The organism is Nonomuraea sp. NPDC050310, from assembly GCF_040655795.1.
Classification (GTDB): Bacteria; Actinomycetota; Actinomycetes; order Streptosporangiales; family Streptosporangiaceae; genus Nonomuraea.
In genome coordinates this window covers 19322-37171 of sequence record NZ_JBFAKP010000002.1, presented here as the reverse complement: position 1 = coordinate 37171, position 17850 = coordinate 19322, and the positions used below count along the sequence as shown (strand labels likewise).

Below are 17850 nucleotides of genomic sequence, written 5' to 3'. Positions count from 1 at the left end.
CGGCCACACCGACCACTGGAGTCACCGACAGGCAACCTGTGGAAAACCGCTATGACCCGGCCTCTACCTGTGGATGATCCACACCCCGGACGGGGCGCGCGCCCGCCTGTGGACAAGCGGGCGCGCACTGGTGAGACGCGTCAGAGGGCGGGCGGGGTGACGTCCGCGCCGGGGGAGTCGGCGCCCTTTTCCACAGACCCGGCCGCGGAGGTGACCGCGTGCCCGCCGAACTGGTTGCGCAGCGCCGCGACGACCTTCATCGCCGGCGAGTCGTCCTGCCGCGAGGCGAACCGCGCGTAGAGCGCGGCGGTGATCACCGGCAGCGGCACCGCGTGGTCCACAGCCGCCTGCACCGTCCACCGGCCCTCGCCGGAGTCCTGTGCATAACCGCGGATGTCCTTGAGGTCGGGGTCCTCCTCCAGCGCCCTGACCAGCAGGTCGAGCAGCCAGGAGCGGATCACCGTGCCCGTGCGCCAGCTCTTGAACGAGCCGGTCACGTCCTTGACGATGTCGGAGGCCTCGAGCAGCTCCCAGCCCTCGGCGAAGGCCTGCATCATGCCGTACTCGATGCCGTTGTGGACCATCTTGGCGAAGTGCCCGGCCCCCACGTCACCGGCGTGCACGAAGCCGTCGGGGCCCTCGGGCTTGAGCGTCTCGAAGATCGGCATCAACTGCTCGACGGTACGGCTCTCGCCGCCCACCATGAGCGCGTAGCCGTTCTGGAGACCCCAGACGCCGCCGCTCACGCCGCAGTCTAGGAAGCCGATGCCGCGCTTGCCCAGCTCGGCGGCGTGCTTCTGGTCATCCACATAGTGGGAGTTGCCGCCGTCGATGACGATGTCGCCCTCGGAGAGCAGCTCGCCGAGCTCGTTGACGGTCGCCTGGGTCGGGTCGCCGGCGGGCACCATCACCCAGACCGCGCGGGGCGCCTGCAGCCGGTCGACCAGCTCCTGCAGGCTTCCGACGTCGCTGACCTCGGGATTGCGGTCGTAACCGACCACCTCATGACCGCCGCGGCGCAGCCGCTCGGCCATGTTGCCGCCCATCTTGCCGAGCCCGATCATGCCGATCTGCATGTGTACCTCCCCCTTGGGGTTCCATCATCCCGCACGCCCATACCCGCCGGATCGGGGGGCATCCACCGGTGGATCTCCGAAGAGCCCGTGCCGCCTCGACGCCACACCGCCGGCCCCACGGGCCCCAGAGGGCCCAGGAGCCGCCGACAGCCCACCGTAGCCGCCGCGCTCCGTCGGGGCCGGGAAGAGCCCCTCAGAGCGCGCCACAGCCGTGAGAAGGCGCCACGAGTGACGCCCAGGCACCCGGGTCGGCCGCCGAAGATCCTGCCACACCCGCCTGCCGTACCCCACATCGGTTATCCACAGGCGGTGGACAGGTCAGCTGGACAGGCGGATCGGCATGATCAGGTAGCGGTAGTCGGGCGCGCCGTCGCCGTGCTTGCCGCCGGTGAGGATGGCCGGCTTGGTCGAGGTGGTCATCTGCAGGCGCGCGACGTCGGAGTCGACCGCGCCCAGGCCCTCCAGCAGGAACTGGTGGTTGAAGGCGATGTTCATCTCCTCGCCCTCGTAGTCCACAGGCAGCACCTCGACCGCCTGGGCCTCGTCGCCGCTGCCCGCCTCCAGCACGACCTCGCCGCCGCGGAAGGCCAGCCGTACCGGCGTGTTGCGCTCGGCGACCAGGGCCACGCGCTTGACCGCCTCGACGAACGGGCCTGTGGACAACTCCGCCTTGGCGGCGAACTCGGTCGGCAGCAGCGAGCGGTACTTGGGGAACTCGGGGTCGAGCAGGCGCGTCGTGGTGCGGCGGCCGGCGCTGGAGAAGCCGATCATGCCCTCGCCGGTGCCTCCGGAGGAGCTCAGCGCGATCTCCACCTCGGCGCCGGTGGACCCCAGCGACTTGGCGGTGTCGGCGAGCGTCTTGCCGGGGATCATCGCGATCGCCGCGAAGTCGGGCTGCCCCGGGCTCCACTTCAGCTCACGTACGGCGAGGCGGTAGCGGTCGGTGGCGGCCAGCGTGACGGTGTCGCCCTCGATCTCCATGCGCACGCCGGTGAGCATCGGGAGGGTGTCGTCACGGCCCGCGGCGACGGCCACCTGCGCGACGGCGGCGGCGAAGACGTCGCTGCCCACCCGGCCCGCGGCCGGCGGCATCGCGGGGAGCGACGGGTAGTCCTCCACAGGCATGGTCAGCAGGGTGAACCGGGCGCTTCCACAGGTCACGACGGCCTTGGGACCCTCGACGACGAAATCCACAGGCTGTGCGGGAAGGGCGCGGGTGATCTCGGCGAGCAGCTTGCCGGAGACGAGGACCACGCCCGGCTCACCGGTGTGGACCTCCAGCGTGACCTCGGCCGAGACCTCGTAGTCGAAGCCGGAGAGTTTGAGCTGCTGCTCCTCGGTCACTTCGAGGCGCATGCCCGCCAGGACGGGCACGGATGGGCGGGCAGGGAGGCTGCGTGCCGTCCATGCCACCGCCTCAGCGAGGACGTCTCGCTCGATTCGGAACATCACGGTGATCAACCTCCTGGGTTCGTCGCTGATTCAAGTGTTCACTCTCCCGCACCTTGGAACGTGCGGAACCCCTCTATGGGTCTTCAGTTTCTTTGTAAGAGAGATATCTGGTCTTCACACTAGGGGCTGGGGAAACTGTGGACAGCCAACGTTTTCCCAGCTCAGCATGGCTACCGTCATCCACGTGCCCTGTGTGTGACGCCTGGGGGAAACCTGTGCGCCTGGGGACGGCCGAAGTTTCCCCACAGGCCTTCCCCAGATCTTGGGTGCTTCATCCACCGGTCATCCACCGGGTTTCAACAGGTTTTCCACGGGGTACGGAGATCGTTTGGACGCCCCGAATTCTGTTCGCACAGGCTGCCCACAGGTTGTCCACGAGTAGCCCACAGGTTGTCCTCAAGGTGTCCCCAGGGTTATCCCCAGCCGCTGTGTACGAATTTTCGGCGATCGTCCACGGTCCCCGCGCCAAGATCGCGCCCACACCAGGCTTTTCACTGATCCACAAGGTTATCCACAGGGTGTGAATCATCCACGGGACTGCTGCTTGATCCGCATCGTCAGCTCGTTGACCTGGTTGTACATCGAGCGACGCTCGGCGATGAGCGAGCGGATCTTCCGTTCGGCGTGCATGACGGTGGTGTGGTCGCGCCCGCCGAACTGCTGGCCGATCTTCGGCAGCGACAGGTCGGTCAGCTCCCGCGCGAGGTACATCGCGATCTGCCGGGCGTTCACCAGGGCCCGGCTGCGGCTCGATCCACAGAGGTCGTCGATGCCGATGCCGAAGTACTCGGCGGTCTTCCCCATGATGGTGCTGATGGTGATCTCCGGCCCCGACTCGGAGGTGATCAGGTCCTTCAGCACCACCTCGGCGAGCTGCAGGTCCACCGACTGCCGGTTGAGGCTGGCGAAGGCCGTGACCCGGATGAGCGCGCCCTCCAGCTCGCGGATGTTCGTGGAGATCCGCGAGGCGATGTACTCCAGCACCTCGGGCGGCGCGGCCAGGCCCTCCTGGATCGCCTTCTTCCTGAGGATGGCGATGCGCGTCTCCAGCTCGGGGGGCTGGACGTCGGTGATCAGGCCCCACTCGAACCGGTTGCGCAGCCGGTCCTCCAGGGTGATGAGCTGCTTCGGCGCCCGGTCGGAGGAGATGACGATCTGCTTGTTGGCGTTGTGGAGCGTGTTGAAGGTGTGGAAGAACTCCTCCTGCGTCTGCTCCTTGCCCTCCAGGAACTGGATGTCGTCCACGAGCAGGATGTCGATTGCGCGATAGCGGCTGCGGAAACCGTCGGCCTTGTGGTCGCGGATGCTGTTGATGAAGTCGTTGGTGAACTCCTCGGAGCTCACGTACCGCACGCGCGCACCGTCATAGAGAGACTGTGCGTAATGGCCGATGGCGTGGAGCAGGTGGGTTTTCCCCAGGCCCGAGTCACCGTAGATGAACAGCGGGTTGTACGCCTTGGCCGGCGCCTCGGCGACCGCGACGGCGGCCGCGTGCGCGAAACGGTTGCTGGCGCCGATGACGAAGGTCTCGAAGGTGTACTTCTGGTTGAGGCGGGCCGGCTCGCTCGGCTTGTTGCTCTTCGCCTCCCACCTGTTCTGTGGCTGAGCCTGTGGATATTCGGTGGACGAAGGCCGCGGCTCAGGCTGTGGAGAGTAGTACTGCGGCGGCTCAGGGGCCTGGAAATGCTGGGCGGGCGGCGGCGGAGCATACTCGCGCGGCGGTTCCACACCCTGGGGATAACTCGACGGCCCCGGCTGGGGAGGGGCGACCGGCTCGTCGGGAATCGTGGTGTCGATCAGTACGGCGAGGCGGACCGGACGGCCGAGCTCCTGCGACAACGCGTGCGTCACCATGTCCCGGAGCTTGCGCTCGATCAGGTCCTTGATGAAGTCGCTGGGCACGCCCAGCACGATGGTGTCGTCGGCCAGCGCGATCGGCCTGACCATCGACAGCCAGGTGCGCTGCTGGATCGGCAGGTTCTCGCTGAGGAAGTTGTTGAGCGCTCGCGACCAGATGGGTACCAGATCCCCATTACTCACCGGGTGGTCCCCTCCTTCCCTCTCGCGGGCCCCCGCGATTGTTTATCCACACCCGCCTGCGGTACCGCCGGGGGCGGGCCCCCGCTGTCCACAGGTGGGCGTCCACCGGGTCTCCACAGGAGATCCACAGGCTGTGCACAGCCCCTCAAGCCTTGGGAGTGGCCGACAGTAACCTTGTGCACACCTGTGTTCAAGACGTTGTCCACAGCGTAGTGGTCTCTGGGTGCACATACTCTGGAGTGAGGCCACCGGTGGAAAAGTCGCCTGTGGATTCGTGGATAACCTTCTCCGGTATCCGTGGACAACCCGTCTCGGTTTGACCTGGAGCAGGATCGCCCCGTAACGTACGACGGTCGGCTTGCGCGCGACGGCTCTTTCGCATGCCCTCGCTACCACGGCCGGCCAACCATGTGTGTCAAGCGTCCTTGCACCTGGCGAGGGCGCACTTTTAAGCCCTGGAGCCCACCCGTGAGCAAGCGTACTTTCCAGCCGAACAACCGTCGCCGCGCGAAGACCCACGGCTTCCGGCTGCGTATGCGGACCCGGGCCGGCCGAGCTGTCCTCGCCGCTCGCCGCCGCAAGGGTCGCGAGAAGCTGTCGGCCTGACGCCTCATCGTCGACGCCCGACTTGATCGCCCGCCGGCAGTACCTGCCGGCGGGCGATAGGTGTCTATCGTGCTGTCCCGAGAATCCCGCATGCGGCGGGGAGCGGAGTTCACGGCCGCCGTCAAGCGCGGCAGCCGTGCCGGCCGCCCGGCCCTCGTGGTGCATCTGACCGAATCAGGGGAAGAAGCGCCGAGGGTCGGTTTCGTCGTGAGCAAGGCCGTCGGCGTCGCTGTGGTCCGGAACACGGTCAAACGGCGTCTTCGACACCTGATGCGGGACCGACTCGACCGGCTTCCACGAGGTAGCCTGCTGGTGGTACGCGCCAACCCGCCGGCCGCATCCGCGCGGTACGAGGACCTGGCCGCCGACCTCGACCTCGCGCTGGACCGAGTGCTCAGACGGCGCTCGATGGATGGACAGAGATGATGGACCAGATCGCGGAGCCCGGGCCTGCCGCCCGGATCCTCATCGCCCCGATCAGGTTCTACCGCGCCTTCATCAGCCCCCTGCTGGGTCCGCGCTGCCGCTTCTACCCCTCGTGCAGCGCGTATGGACTTGAGGCGATAGCCGTACACGGTGCACTTCGAGGTTCGTGGCTGACCGTCCGGCGCATCGGGCGATGCCACCCGTTCCATCCCGGAGGCCTCGACCCGGTGCCCCCACGATCACACGAAACGCAAGGGAGCTAGCTCGGTGGAGTTCAGCTGGCTGAATTGGCTCTATACGGCCATTGCCCAAGTCATCACCTGGATTCACCAGGCATACAGCACCTTCATCAACCCGGACAGCGGTCTCAACTGGGTGCTGACGATCGTCACGCTCACCGTGATCATGCGGTTGCTGATCTTCCCGCTCTTCCTCAAGCAGATGCGCTCGTCGAAGAAGATGCAGGAACTGGCCCCCAAGGTCCAGGAACTGCGCAAGCGGTACAAGAACGACAAGCAGCGCATGAACCAGGAGGTCATGGCCCTCTACCAGGGCCAGGGCGCCAACCCGCTCGGCGGCTGCCTCCCGATCCTCGCGCAGTTCCCGATCTTCATCTCGATGTTCACCGTGCTGAACGCGATCGCGGACGTGAAGCGCGCCGACGTGTTCGGCATGCCGGCGAACGTCGTCGCCAGCGCCCGTGAGGCGCACATCTTCTCGGCGGGCATCTCCGAGACCTTCTTCTCGACGGACAACATCACCAGCAAGATCATCATTGGCGTGTTCGTCGCGGTCTCCTCGCTGACCACGTTCCTCACCGTCAGGCAGAGCGTCACCCGCTCGATGGCCCAGATGCCTGACAACCCCATGGCGCAGCAGCAGAAGATCCTGATGTACATCTCGCCGCTGTTCGCCTTCTTCAGCCTGAACTTCCCGCTGGGCCTCATCCTCTACTGGGTCACCACCAACCTGTGGACGCTCGGCCAGCAGCACTGGTACTACACCCGGCACCCGATGCCCCAGTTCGACGACAAGGGCCGGCTCATCCCCGTCCAGCCCAAGCCCGGCCTGCTGGCCAAGTTCAGGAAGAGCGAGCCGGCGCCGCCGCCCGCCCCCGAGCCGGAGCCCGAGCCCAAGGTGGTCAGGAACCAGCCCAGCCGGCAGACCCGCAGCAAGCGCTCGGGCAGCAAGAAGTCCTAGACTCGCTAGATCATGGAAGGGGAGGCCTGAAGTGACCGAGGCCGAGCAGGGGACCATCACCAAGACGGCCCCCGACGTCAACGCCCTCGAGGCGGAAGGCGAGATCGCGGCGGACTACGTCGAGGGACTGCTGGACATCGCCGACATCGACGGCGACATCGACATGGACGTCGAGGGCGACCGCGCGCTCGTCTCCGTCGTCGGCGTCAAGGGCACCGACCTCGTCGGCCGCTCCGGCGAGATCCTCGAAGCGCTCCAGGAGCTCACCCGCCTCGCCGTCCACCGGCAGACGGGGGAGCGGTCGCGGCTCATGCTCGACATCGCAGGGTACCGCGAGCGTCGCCGGGCCGAGCTCACCAAGCTCGGCACCGAGGTCGCCGGCGAGGTCAGGAAGCACGACGAGCCCCGCTCGCTGGAGCCGATGACGCCGTTCGAGCGCAAGATCGTGCACGACGCGGTCGCGGCCGCCGGACTGCGCAGCGAGTCGGAGGGCGAGGAGCCCAACCGCTACGTCGTCGTCCTGCCCGCCTGATCCACCACCCCACCCACCGCCGGCGCCCTCCCCGGGCCGCCGGCGGTTGTGTTTTCCGGCCGCGTCGCTTTCGTGTGGTACGGCAGGCGCCCGCACCACTGCCGGCGCGCCAGGCCCGTGGGTGATCTTCCGCCTGCCTCGGGAAGCAGGGGGTCCGAGGCCGGAATCGGCATCCTCCGATACCCCCTAGTCTTGGGACGACAATGCAGATGAGAAGGGCCAGCCACCAGTGACCGACGAACTGCCTGCACCCCCGCCGATCGCGCGAGAGGTCTTCACGGGAGAGTCGTGGGAGCGAGCGGAGACCTACGCTCAGTTCCTCGCCGGTCCCGGGGTGGTCCGCGGGCTGCTCGGCCCCCGGGAGATCCCGCGCATCTGGGACCGGCACCTGCTGAACTGCGCGGTGGTGGGGGAGGCCGTCCCGCAGGACGTGCGCGTGGTCGACATCGGCTCCGGCGCCGGGCTGCCCGGCCTGGTCCTCGCCATCGTCCGCCCGGACATCACCGTCACGCTGCTGGAGCCGTTGCTCCGCCGTACGGTCTTCCTGGAGGAGTGCGTCGAGACCCTCAAGCTCGACAACGTCGAGGTGCTGCGCGGGCGCGCGGAGGAGCTCGTGGGGGAGCGCGAGTTCGACGTCGCCACCGCGCGGGCGGTCGCGCCGCTTGGCCGGCTCTTGACGTGGTCGATGCCGCTTTTGCGGGAGGGCGGCGAGCTCATTGCCATGAAGGGGGAGCGCGCCGCGGGCGAGCTGGCGGAGGCGGCGGCCGAGTTGCGGTCCACAGGAGCGGCGTCGGCCGAACTCATCTCCGTCGGGCACGGTAAGGTCGAGCCGCCCGCAACATTGGTGCGGGTGGTAGCCGGTCGCACCCCCGAGCAACAGAGCGGCCGGCGCCGGCGAAGGAGGTAGCGGCTGTGCCCGGCGTGTCGAGTGGTCTTGGCTGGCCCGGGGAACCCGTCGTAGAACGCCGATCCGGTGTAGGTTGGCCGGAATTGGGCGTGTCGCGGCAAGGATTTCCCGGCACGACCCCGCCTCCTGTTGAAAGGATGGCCGTCGTGACCCAGACCCCCCTTAACCCCGGTGATTCGCCGCTGGTACGAGAGGCGCTCAACTCAGTGGTTTCACGTGAAACATCCATGACCCAGACGGCGCCCCTGGCGGGGCAGAGCGACGCGCCCGGGGGAGAGACCTGGCCGCGCCCGTCCAAGTGCCGGGTGATCGCCGTGGCGAACCAGAAGGGTGGAGTGGGGAAGACCACCACGTCGGTCAACATCGCCGCCGCGCTGTCGATGCACGGCCAGCGGGTCCTGGTGATCGACCTTGACCCCCAGGGGAACGCCTCGACGGCTTTGGCGACCGAGCACCGGGGCGACATCCCGGACATTTATCAGGTCCTCGTGGATGATCTGCCGATGTCCGAGATCGTCAACCCGGTTCCCGACATGCCCGGCCTCTACTGCGCTCCGGCGACCATCAACCTGGCCGGTGCCGAGATCGAGCTCGTCTCGCTGGTGGCGCGGGAGGCCCGGCTGCGTCGCGCGCTGGCGTCCTTCGACACCCTCGAACTCGACTACATCATCATCGACTGCCCGCCGTCGCTGGGACTGCTCACGGTCAACTCGCTCGTGGCCGCCGACGAGGTCATGATCCCGATCCAGTGCGAGTACTACGCGCTGGAGGGGCTGAGCATGCTGCTGCACAACATCGACCTCATCAAGGCGCACCTCAACGCGACCCTCAAGGTCTCCACGATCCTGCTCACCATGTACGACGGCCGCACCCGGCTGGCCTCTCAGGTGGCCGACGAGGTCCGCTCGCACTTCGGTGACACAGTGCTCGACACCGTCATCCCGCGGAGCGTCCGCGTGTCCGAGGCGCCCAGCTACGGCCAGTCGGTCATGACCTACGACCCCGGTTCCAGCGGCGCGACCGCCTATCTGGACGCGGCCCGCGAGATCGCCTACCGGGCGGCGCACGTCTAGGTCACCGGAGCGACCCAGGAAGAGGGCTCCAGGAGGCGACCGCGTGTGGCGAGCGAACACCCAGCCGCACGCACGGCGGTAACCTCTCCTGATGTGACCGGAATCGGCCGGCTGAACGAGGAGACGCAGTGAGCCAGCAGCGGCGTGGGTTGGGCAAGGGACTCGGGGCGCTCATCCCCACCGGACCGATCGTCGACGGCACCGGCACGATCCCCACCACGGCGGAGGTCCAGGAGAACGGCGGGCCGAAGCCGATCGCCGGGGCGTACTTCAAGGAGATCGCGCTGGACGCGATCGTGCCGAACCCTCGGCAGCCGCGTGACGTCTTCGACGAGGTGCGGCTCCAGGAGCTGGCCGCGTCGATCCGCGAGGTCGGCCTGTTGCAGCCCGTCGTGGTGCGTTCCGTGGGCGGGGGCAGGTACGAGCTGATCATGGGGGAGCGGCGCTGGCGGGCCAGCCAGCTCGCCGAGCTCGAGCAGATCCCGGCGATCGTGCGGAACACGCAGGACGACGACCTGTTGCGGGATGCGCTGATCGAGAACCTGCAGCGGGAGCAGCTCAACCCGCTGGAAGAGGCGGCGGCCTACCAGCAGCTCCTGGACGACTTCAGCGCGACGCACGAGCAGCTCGCCCAGAAAGTCGGCCGCTCTCGCTCGCACATCACCAACACGTTGCGCCTGCTGAACCTGCCGCCCGAGGTCCAGCTCCGCGTCGCCGCCGGGACCATCAGCGCCGGGCACGCGCGGGCGCTGCTCGGGCTGGACAGTGCCGAGCAGCAGATCGCGCTGGCCAAGCGGATCGTCGCGGAACTGCTGTCCGTGCGGGCGGTCGAGGAGATCGTGGCGATGGGCAGCTCCGCGGCGGCGCCCAAGGCCACTAGGGAGCGCCGCGCCAACCAGCCGACCGCCCCCGGGCTCAACCACCTGGCCACCCGGCTGTCCGACCACTTCGAGACCAAGGTGAAGGTGGATCTCGGGCGGCGAAAGGGGCGGATCGTGGTGGAGTTCGCCACGATCGACGACCTGGAGCGGATCATCGGGACGATGGCGCCCGACGCGGTCCGGGCCATGCGGGAGTCGGAGAGCTAGCCGCCCGCTCGTTTCACGTGAAACATCGTCCACCAGCGCCGCCCCGTCCTCCGGACCGGGCGGCGTTTCACGTGAAACAGGGGCGGTGTTTCACGTGAAACGGCGTCAGCTCTTGATGGCTCGGCGGGCGTCGTCCAGGAACTCGGCCACGTGCTCCGGGGCAGTGTCGAAGGCGGTCATGAGACGGACGAGGTCGTTCTCGCGGTCCCAATAGTGGAACTGGTGGCGCCGCATCAGCTCCTCCACGGCGGGAGCGGGGATGCGGGCGAAGACCGCGTTCGACTGGACCGGGAAGGCGAGACTCACGCCGGGGATGGCGGTGAGGCCGTCGGCCAGACGCCGGGCCATCGAGTTGGCGTGGGCGGCGTTCGCGTGCCAGAGGTCCTCGGTGAGGAGCGCGGTGAGCTGAGCGGAGATGAACCGCATCTTCGACGCGAGCTGAAGTGACTGCCGCCGGAGGAACGGCACCCCCTCCTGGAAGGCGGAGTTGAGGACGATGACCGCCTCGGCGGCGAGCGCGCCGTTCTTGGTGCCGCCGAAGCTGAACACGTCCACCCCGACGTCGGTGGTGATCGTGCGGAGGTCGGCGTCCAGGAAGGCTGCGGCGTTCGCCAGGCGGGCTCCGTCGACGTGGAGGTGGAGGCCGGCGGCGTGGGCGGTGTCGGCCAGGGCGGTCAGTTCGGCGGGGGAGTAGACGGTGCCTAGTTCGGTCACCTGGGAGATGGAGACCACCTTCGGCTGGGACTCGTGGGGGTTGCCCAGGCCGTCCAGGCGGCGGGTGATGTCGGCAGGGGTCAGCTTGCCGTCCTCGGTGGGGACGGTGAGGAGCTTCACGCCCAGCAGGCGTTCGGCGGCGCCGGCTTCGTGGGTGGCGATGTGCGCGGTGGCGGCGCAGATGATCGCGTCGTAGCGGCCGAGCATCAGGGCCAGGCCGACCATGTTGGCGCCGGCTCCGTTGAGCACCGGGAAGCCGGCGGCGGCCGGGCCGAAGGTTTCGCGGACCCGGGTGTCGAAGTCGGCGGTCCAGCGGTCGCCGCCGTAGGCGGGGGCGTCGCCGGTGTTGGCGGCGGTTATGGCGGCTAGGACGGCGGGGTGGACGCCGGCGTGGTTGTCGCTGGCGAAACTCTTCGGGAAGGGCGTGTCGATCAGCACCCCGCCAGGCTACGTGCCCACCCCTTGAAGGACCGGGTAAGGGGGACCGGGTAAGGGGGGCCAGGTAGGGGGGGCCAGGTAGGGGGGCCGGGCAAGCGGGGAGCGTCCGGGAACGAGCTAGGCGGGGTGGTGGGGAGTGGAAGCCCGGGAGGCGGCGATCTCCAGGAGGGTGCGGCAGAGCGTGCCGAGGTCCTGGCCGGCGGCCTCGACGGCCATCGGGAACAGGGAGGTCTCGGTCATCCCCGGAGCGACGTTCACCTCGAGGAAGTGCGGAAGCCCGGCGGAGTCGACGATGAGGTCGGTGCGGGAGAGGTCGCGAAGGCCGAGAGCGGTGTGCGCGGTGACAGCCATCTCAGCACAGGCGGCAGCCGCCTCGGGGGAGAGGCGGGCCGGGGCGAAGAACTCGGTGTGCCCGGCGGTGTAGCGAGCCGCGTAGTCGTACACCCCCGCGTCGGGGACGATCTCGACCGGGGGCAGGGCGACCGGGCCGTCGCCCTGGTCGATGACGGAGACGGAGACCTCGACGCCCTCGACGAGCCGCTCGATGAGAGCGGTGTCACCGTAGGCGAAGCAGCCGACCATCGCCGCGGGAAGCTCCTCGGCGGTGCGTACCGCGGACGCGCCGAGAGCGGACCCGCCCCGGGCGGGCTTGACGAACAGCGGGAGCCCGAGGTGCTCGATGATGCGGGTGAGCACGGCGGAGGCGCCGAGGTCGTGGAAGGTCTCCTTGGGCAGCGTCACCGAGTCCGGCGTCCGCAGCCCCACCGAGCGCACGACCGCCTTCGCGGTGGGCTTGTCGAAGGCCACCCGGCACGCGTCCGGGCCGGCGCCGACGTAGGGGACGTTGAGCAGTTCGAGGATCGACCGGATCGCGCCGTCCTCTCCGGCGCCGCCGTGCAGGGTGACGAACACCGCGTCCGGCCGCTCGGCCAGGACCGAGGGCACGAGGGCGGCGTCGGTGTCGCGCGTCTCGACGTCGATGCCGACCGAGCGGAGCACCTCGCTGAGCCGCCGGCCGGAACGGAGGGAGACCTCCCGCTCGTAGGACAGGCCGCCGGCCAGCACGAGCACATGGCCCAGGTCGCTCATCTCAGTGTCCTCCCTCGCTGTCCGGCACGCCGTCTAACCGTACCGGCGGGCGGGGGTGGGAGTCGCATCGACGTGACCGTAGAGCCGAGAACTGACAAAAGCCTCGGAACGCGGGCCGCCGGTCTGACGAGCTCCCCGGAAAGCGGTACGGCAGGCGCCCCGAAACGCGGGACGCCTGCCGTACCGGAAAACTCAGGCCAGGTCCGGCCCGGGGGTGTCCACCCCGGCGTGGTCCAGGGGCGAGCTGGTGCCGAAGGTGTCGCGCAACTGCAGCTCCTGCTCGATCACCCCGGCCAGCCGCCGCACCCCTTCGCGGATACGGTCGGGCTCGGGGAAGCAGTACGACAGCCGCATGTGCCGCGACCCGCCCCCGTCGGCGTAGAACCCGGTGCCGGGCACGAAAGCCACCCGTTCGGCGACCGCCCGGGGCAGGAGCGCCTTGGAGTCGAGCCCGTCCGGCAGCGTGGCCCAGACGAAGAACCCGCCGCCGGGCCGCGTCCAGGTGACTCCGGCGGGCATGAGCGCCTCCAGGGAGCCGAGCAGTGCGTCCCGGCGCTCCCGGTAGAGCTCGCGGAAGGACTTGATCTGCTCCTGCCACGGCTGCGTGGCGAGGTACTGCCCCACCGCGAGCTGCGTGAAGGACGAGTGCGACAACACCGCCGACTCCATCGCCAGCACCAGCTTGTCGCGGATGGCGTGCGGCGCGAGGGCCCAGCCGACGCGGAAGCCGGGTGCGAGCGTCTTGGAGAAGGAGCCGAGATAGACCACCCCGTCGGGATTGTCGGCTCGCAGGGCGCGCATGGGCTCGCCGTCGAAGCCGAGCAGCCCGTAGGGGTTGTCCTCGACGATGAGCACGCCGGCCTTCTGGCAGATGTCGAGCACCTGCTGCCGGCGCGCGATGTTGAGCGTCACGCCCGCCGGGTTCTGGTAGGTCGGGATGGTGTACAGGAACTTGATCCGAGCTCCGGCCGTCTGGAGCGCGTAGATGGTCTGCGCCAGGGACTCGGGCACGAGGCCCTGCTCGTCCATGGCGATATGCACCACCTTGGCCTGGTAAGCGGCGAATGTACCGAGGGCGCCCACGTAGGACGGCCCCTCGGCCAGCACCACGTCACCGGGATCGATGAAGATCCGGGTGATCAGGTCGAGCGCCTGCTGCGAGCCGACCGTGACGACGACGTCGTCCGCCCCGGCCTCGATGCCCTCAAGCGTCATGAACTGGCAGATCTGCTCACGAAGGTGCGGATCGCCCTGGCCGGAACCGTACTGCAGGGCCACTGGGCCACGCTTGGTGACCAGGTCGGCCACCAGCTCGCCGACCATGTCGAGGGGGAGGGCCGTGACGTACGGCATGCCGCCGGCCAGCGAGACCACCTCGGGCCTCGATGCGACGGCGAAAAGAGCTCGGATCTCGGAGGCGACCATCCCGGTAGCTCGTGCCGCGTAACGATCCACGTAGGCGTCGATACGCGACCCGTGGGTCGCGGGCGTCCGACCGTGATCCGTCTCTTCTGTCACGGTCCACCTCCTAGGCGTAGAAAGAGCCGAGAGTCCAGGGTACGCGAAGCCGCTGAGTCCACTGTTGCTGGGCTACGATGCGAGCTGATGACGTCACGTCAACGATAGGGGCGCTAGTTGTCGCGTCGGCTGGCCAACATCACCCTGGACAATCTCGGCGACCTGCCGCGACGGTGCCGGGCCTGCGTCTTCTGGGAGCTCGACCCGGTCAGCAGCGACCGCGCGGTCAACGCCGGCGACCCGGGCCTGGAGAAGGAGGCGTGGCTGTCGGCGACCCTGCTGGAGTGGGGGAGCTGCGGCAAGATCGCCTACGTCGACGGGGTGCCCGCGGGGTTCGTGCTCTACGCGCCGCCGCTGTACAGCCCGCGCTCGGTGGCGTTCCCGACCTCGCCGGTGAGCGCCGACGCGGTCCTGCTGATGACCGCGCACATCATCCCGGAGTTCTCCGGCGGCGGCCTGGGCCGGATGCTCATCCAGGGCGTGGCCAAGGATCTGACCCGCCGCGGGGTCAAGGCGATCGAGGCGTTCGGCGACCTGAAGTGGGAGGCGCCGGGCGCCTGCCTGGTCCCGGCCGACTACCTGCTGTCGGTGGGGTTCAAGACGGTCCGGCCGCACATGCGCTTCCCGCGGCTGCGGCTGGAGCTCAAGACCGCCGCCTCGTGGCGGGAGGACGTTGAGGTAGCGCTGGAGCGGCTGCTGGGCTCCATGGGGTCGATGTCCCCGGACCGGGCGCTGCGGCCCGTCTGACACCCCTTCCAGGGCCGCCGGAACGCTCCCAAGATCGGTTCGCCTGCCGTACCCGCAGAAAAGCCCTGCCGTAACCGCCAGAAACGGAAAACCCCCTGCCCGCGGCGGCGGACAGGGGGCCGGGACGGCCGGGCGATCTAGATGATGCCCTCGAGCTCGCGCAGCAGCATGGCCTTCGGCTTCGCGCCGATGATCTGCTTCACGACTTCGCCGTTCTTGTAGACGTTCAGGGTCGGGATCTGGAGCACACCGTAGGCACGCGGGGTCTCGGGGTTCTCGTCGATGTTGAGCTTGACGATCTCCAGCTTGTCCCCGTGCTCGTTCGCGATCTCCTGCAGGATCGGCGCGACCTGGCGGCACGGGCCGCACCACTCGGCCCAGAAGTCCACGAGGACGGGCTTGTCGTTCTTGAGGACGTCAGCCTCGAAGCTCTGGTCGGTCACAGCCTTCACGATGTGCTCCTTCTAGTCGTTCTCGGCCAGCCAGCGCTCGGAGTCGAGTGACGCCGAGCAGCCGGTGCCCGCTGCGGTGATGGCCTGGCGGTAGGTGTGGTCCACCACGTCTCCGGCGGCGAACACCCCGGGGATGTTCGTCCGGGTCGAGGGCGAGTCGACCTTGATGTAACCCTCGTCGTCGAGCTCGATCTGGCCCTTGACCAGCTCGGTGCGGGGGTCGTGACCGATGGCGATGAACAGGCCGTCCGCGGCCAGCTCCTGCTCCTCGCCGGTCTTGACGTTGCGCAGCCGCACGGCGTTGAGCTTGTCCTCGCCCAGGACGTCGACGACCTCGCTGTCCCAGACGAAGCTGATCTTCTCGTTGGCGAAGGCGCGTTCCTGCATGATCTTGGAGGCCCGCAGGGAGTCGCGGCGGTGCACGACCGTCACCATGCGCGCGAAGCGGGTGAGGAAGGTGGCCTCCTCCATGGCGGTGTCGCCGCCGCCGACGACCACGATGTCCTTGCCACGGAAGAAGAAGCCGTCACAGGTGGCACACCACGAGACGCCGTGACCGGACAGGCGCTTCTCGTTCGGCACACCCAGCTCGCGGTAGCCGGAGCCCATCGACAGGATGACCGACTTGGCGTAGTAGGTGTCGGTGTGGGTCTTCACCACCTTGGGCGAGGCGTTGAGGTCCACCTCCACCACGTCGTCCGCCACCAGCTCCGCGCCGAACCGCTCGGCCTGCTTGCGCAGGTTGTCCATGAGGTCGGGCCCCATGATGCCGTCCGGGAAGCCGGGGAAGTTCTCCACGTCGGTGGTGTTCATCAGAGCGCCGCCCGCGGTCACCGATCCCTCGAAGACCAGCGGCTTGAGCTCGGCGCGCGCCGAATACACCGCGGCGGTGTAACCCGCGGGTCCGGACCCGATGATGATCACGTTACGGACGTCGGTCATGTCTCATCCCCTCTAGCCGATGGCATCAACAGATCCTAGGCGTCGGAGATTCCCACCCCTGCCCAAAAGCGAGCGCAAAACAAAAGAGCCCGGGAAACCCGGGCTCTGATGTGGGCGGACGGCTACCAGGAGCCGGTCGTCGCCTTGCGGATCGGCTTGCAGAAGAAGGGGTCGACCACGTCGATGTAGACCTGCTTGGCCGCCTGGTTCCGCCAGGAGACCATGATCAGCGCCTCGTTGCCGTTGTACATGGCCCGGTCGACGGCGAACGGCGCGCGCTTGGTGCGCGTGCGCACCTCGGTCGCGCACTTGCTCACGTCGCCGGGGTCGTTGATGATCGTCGCCGGTGCGAGGAAGTCGCTGAGCGGCTGCCGGAGCGTGGCCGCGCTGTAGTTGTAGTCGCTCTGGGTGAGCGAGTACGCCAGCGCCGCGTTCATGCTCGGCGAGGCCTGTGGACCCTCCGAACTCGGCCCGGCCAGCAGCGAGCTCCCGGTGCCGGTGGCGGCCAGATTGGTCACCGTCACCGTCCCGATCACCGCGGCGGCGGCCGCGACCGCAGCGGCGGGCATGGCCCACCTGCGTGCCGTACGGCGACGCCGCCTGCTGGGCGCGGCCGGGACGATGGTCCCGTCGTCGGCCACGACGCCGAGGCGAACCGGCTCCTCCACCACCGGGGGAGCGTCTTCCACCAGCACGCCGACGCCGGAGCGTTCGGCGGCCAGGGCCTGCTCGATGCGTTTCGCGACCCCCACCGGCATGGCCGGCACCGGGGTCGCGGCGAGCACCTCACGAACGGCCGCCAGATCGGCCAAGCGCTCCCCGCAGGGGTCGCAGACCGCGAGATGCTCACGCACCCGCGTAGCCGTACCAGCGTCCAGGAGACCCTCGGCCAACTCGGCCAGGATTTCCAGATCGTAGTGCGTATCACCCGTCACGAAGTTCTGCTCCCTTCGCGGATGAGACGCTACTCAGGTCGGATCGGTTCCGCAGATGCGAAAGAATTGGGGCAAGTTTCGCGCGTCCCCGCGCACACCTGCTTTTCACCGTACCGCTGGGCACATCGAGCACCTGAGCTGCGTCTTCGACGGAGTAGCCCATCATGTCGACGAGAACGAGCGCCGCCCGCTGGTCCGGAGGCAGGAGTTTGAGTGCGGCCGAAACCTCCATCGAGACCTCCCGCTCGACCGTCTGGTCGGGCAGCGGGCTGTCGCGTTCGGCGGCTTCGATGAGCTCGTCGTCGGCCACGGGACGCACCGACTTGCGGCGCATCCGGTCGAGGCAGGCGTTGACCACGATGCGGTGCAGCCAGGTGGTGACGGCGGCCTCGCCGCGGAAGCTGCCGGCCTTGCGGTAGGCGGACACGAACGCGTCCTGGACGGCGTCGGCGGCCTCGTCGGGGTCGCCCAGCGTGCGCAGGGCCACCGCCCACATGCGGTCGCGGTGCCTCCTGACGATCTCGCTGAAGGCGTGTGGATCCCCGTTGATGTGCGCCGTCAGCAGCGCGGCGTCGCTCGCCGCGCTGGAGGGTGTCTCGGGTGGGGAGTTCACAA

At 68.6% G+C, this 17850-nt stretch carries 19 protein-coding genes; 9 read left to right on the top strand and 10 right to left on the bottom strand.

From position 1 onward, the window contains the following. Positions 1–140 precede the first annotated feature (140 nt). The 3 genes from gnd to dnaA form a co-directional block, all read right to left on the bottom strand. Entirely contained in the window at positions 141–1076 is a 936-nt protein-coding gene (gene gnd / locus AB0I67_RS06295) for a phosphogluconate dehydrogenase (NAD(+)-dependent, decarboxylating) (protein ID WP_357918517.1), read from the bottom strand. 318 nt (positions 1077–1394) lie between these two features. After that, the gene (gene dnaN, locus AB0I67_RS06290) at positions 1395–2528 is read right to left on the bottom strand and encodes a DNA polymerase III subunit beta (protein ID WP_357918514.1); all 1134 of its coding nucleotides are present in this window, start codon (positions 2526–2528) and stop codon (positions 1395–1397) included. Positions 2529–3053: 525 nt separating this feature from the next. Next, positions 3054–4568 carry a chromosomal replication initiator protein DnaA gene (gene dnaA, locus AB0I67_RS06285; protein ID WP_357918511.1) on the bottom strand — a complete coding sequence of 505 codons (1515 nt, stop codon included), beginning with the start codon at positions 4566–4568 and terminating at the stop codon, positions 3054–3056. Positions 4569–5036: 468 nt separating this feature from the next. Between dnaA and rpmH the strand changes: the two genes are divergently transcribed. From rpmH to AB0I67_RS06245, 8 genes are all read left to right on the top strand, one after another. Beyond that, positions 5037–5174: a 50S ribosomal protein L34 gene (rpmH, locus tag AB0I67_RS06280; RefSeq protein ID WP_090937838.1), complete on the top strand. Its 138-nt coding sequence runs from the start codon at positions 5037–5039 to the stop codon at positions 5172–5174. 69 nt (positions 5175–5243) lie between these two features. Next, a complete protein-coding gene (gene rnpA / locus AB0I67_RS06275; RefSeq protein ID WP_357918508.1) occupies positions 5244–5600 on the top strand; it encodes a ribonuclease P protein component in 357 nt (118 codons plus the stop codon). Continuing rightward, positions 5600–5863 carry a membrane protein insertion efficiency factor YidD gene (gene yidD, locus AB0I67_RS06270; protein ID WP_357920360.1) on the top strand — a complete coding sequence of 88 codons (264 nt, stop codon included), beginning with the start codon at positions 5600–5602 and terminating at the stop codon, positions 5861–5863. The genes rnpA and yidD overlap by 1 nt, the downstream gene beginning before the upstream one ends. 4 nt (positions 5864–5867) lie before the next feature. Next, on the top strand, positions 5868–6800 hold the full coding sequence (gene yidC, locus AB0I67_RS06265; RefSeq protein WP_357918505.1) for a membrane protein insertase YidC: 933 nt from the start codon (positions 5868–5870) through the stop codon (positions 6798–6800). A gap of 31 nt (positions 6801–6831) precedes the next feature. Continuing rightward, the gene (locus tag AB0I67_RS06260) at positions 6832–7332 is read left to right on the top strand and encodes a R3H domain-containing nucleic acid-binding protein (RefSeq protein ID WP_357918502.1); all 501 of its coding nucleotides are present in this window, start codon (positions 6832–6834) and stop codon (positions 7330–7332) included. Between the two features lie 229 nt (positions 7333–7561). Next, positions 7562–8239 carry a 16S rRNA (guanine(527)-N(7))-methyltransferase RsmG gene (gene rsmG, locus AB0I67_RS06255; protein WP_357918499.1) on the top strand — a complete coding sequence of 226 codons (678 nt, stop codon included), beginning with the start codon at positions 7562–7564 and terminating at the stop codon, positions 8237–8239. A 227-nt stretch (positions 8240–8466) separates the two neighbouring features. Continuing rightward, entirely contained in the window at positions 8467–9312 is an 846-nt protein-coding gene (locus tag AB0I67_RS06250; RefSeq protein ID WP_357918496.1) for a ParA family protein, read from the top strand. Positions 9313–9440: 128 nt separating this feature from the next. Further along, positions 9441–10400, top strand: a complete 960-nt coding sequence (locus AB0I67_RS06245) for a ParB/RepB/Spo0J family partition protein (protein WP_357918493.1) — start codon at positions 9441–9443, stop codon at positions 10398–10400. Between the two features lie 105 nt (positions 10401–10505). On the opposite strand, the gene AB0I67_RS06240 is transcribed toward AB0I67_RS06245, so the two are convergent. The 3 genes from AB0I67_RS06240 to AB0I67_RS06230 form a co-directional block, all read right to left on the bottom strand. Further along, positions 10506–11552: an aminotransferase class I/II-fold pyridoxal phosphate-dependent enzyme gene (locus AB0I67_RS06240; RefSeq protein WP_357918491.1), complete on the bottom strand. Its 1047-nt coding sequence runs from the start codon at positions 11550–11552 to the stop codon at positions 10506–10508. Positions 11553–11669: 117 nt separating this feature from the next. Continuing rightward, positions 11670–12641 (bottom strand): D-alanine--D-alanine ligase, encoded by a 972-nt coding sequence (locus tag AB0I67_RS06235; protein WP_357918489.1) that lies wholly within the window; start codon positions 12639–12641, stop codon positions 11670–11672. Between the two features lie 192 nt (positions 12642–12833). Then, entirely contained in the window at positions 12834–14066 is a 1233-nt protein-coding gene (locus tag AB0I67_RS06230; RefSeq protein WP_357920357.1) for a PLP-dependent aminotransferase family protein, read from the bottom strand. A gap of 210 nt (positions 14067–14276) precedes the next feature. Here AB0I67_RS06230 and AB0I67_RS06225 point away from each other — a divergent pair, with 210 nt between their 5' ends. Further along, on the top strand, positions 14277–14906 hold the full coding sequence (locus tag AB0I67_RS06225; RefSeq protein ID WP_357918486.1) for a GNAT family N-acetyltransferase: 630 nt from the start codon (positions 14277–14279) through the stop codon (positions 14904–14906). A gap of 137 nt (positions 14907–15043) precedes the next feature. On the opposite strand, the gene trxA is transcribed toward AB0I67_RS06225, so the two are convergent. From trxA to sigM, 4 genes are all read right to left on the bottom strand, one after another. Next, the gene (gene trxA, locus AB0I67_RS06220; RefSeq protein ID WP_357918483.1) at positions 15044–15358 is read right to left on the bottom strand and encodes a thioredoxin; all 315 of its coding nucleotides are present in this window, start codon (positions 15356–15358) and stop codon (positions 15044–15046) included. A gap of 12 nt (positions 15359–15370) precedes the next feature. After that, positions 15371–16300: a thioredoxin-disulfide reductase gene (trxB, locus tag AB0I67_RS06215; RefSeq protein WP_357918480.1), complete on the bottom strand. Its 930-nt coding sequence runs from the start codon at positions 16298–16300 to the stop codon at positions 15371–15373. Positions 16301–16422: 122 nt separating this feature from the next. After that, positions 16423–17235, bottom strand: coding sequence for a zf-HC2 domain-containing protein (locus AB0I67_RS06210; protein ID WP_357918477.1), 813 nt, complete (start codon positions 17233–17235; stop codon positions 16423–16425). Further along, a complete protein-coding gene (gene sigM, locus AB0I67_RS06205) occupies positions 17225–17848 on the bottom strand; it encodes an RNA polymerase sigma factor SigM (protein ID WP_357918474.1) in 624 nt (207 codons plus the stop codon). The genes AB0I67_RS06210 and sigM overlap by 11 nt, the downstream gene beginning before the upstream one ends. Positions 17849–17850: the final 2 nt, after the last annotated feature.

Excerpts from the sequence above, each read along its gene's own strand:
- AB0I67_RS06230 (WP_357920357.1), bottom strand. The coding sequence starts at position 14,066 with ATGGTCGCCTCCGAGATCCGAGCTCTTTTCGCCGTCGCATCGAGGCCC.
- gnd (WP_357918517.1), bottom strand. The coding sequence starts at position 1,076 with ATGCAGATCGGCATGATCGGGCTCGGCAAGATGGGCGGCAACATGGCC.
- AB0I67_RS06235 (WP_357918489.1), bottom strand. The coding sequence starts at position 12,641 with ATGAGCGACCTGGGCCATGTGCTCGTGCTGGCCGGCGGCCTGTCCTAC.
- yidD (WP_357920360.1), top strand. The coding sequence starts at position 5,600 with ATGGACCAGATCGCGGAGCCCGGGCCTGCCGCCCGGATCCTCATCGCC.
- AB0I67_RS06250 (WP_357918496.1), top strand. The coding sequence starts at position 8,467 with ATGACCCAGACGGCGCCCCTGGCGGGGCAGAGCGACGCGCCCGGGGGA.
- trxB (WP_357918480.1), bottom strand. The coding sequence starts at position 16,300 with ATGACCGACGTCCGTAACGTGATCATCATCGGGTCCGGACCCGCGGGT.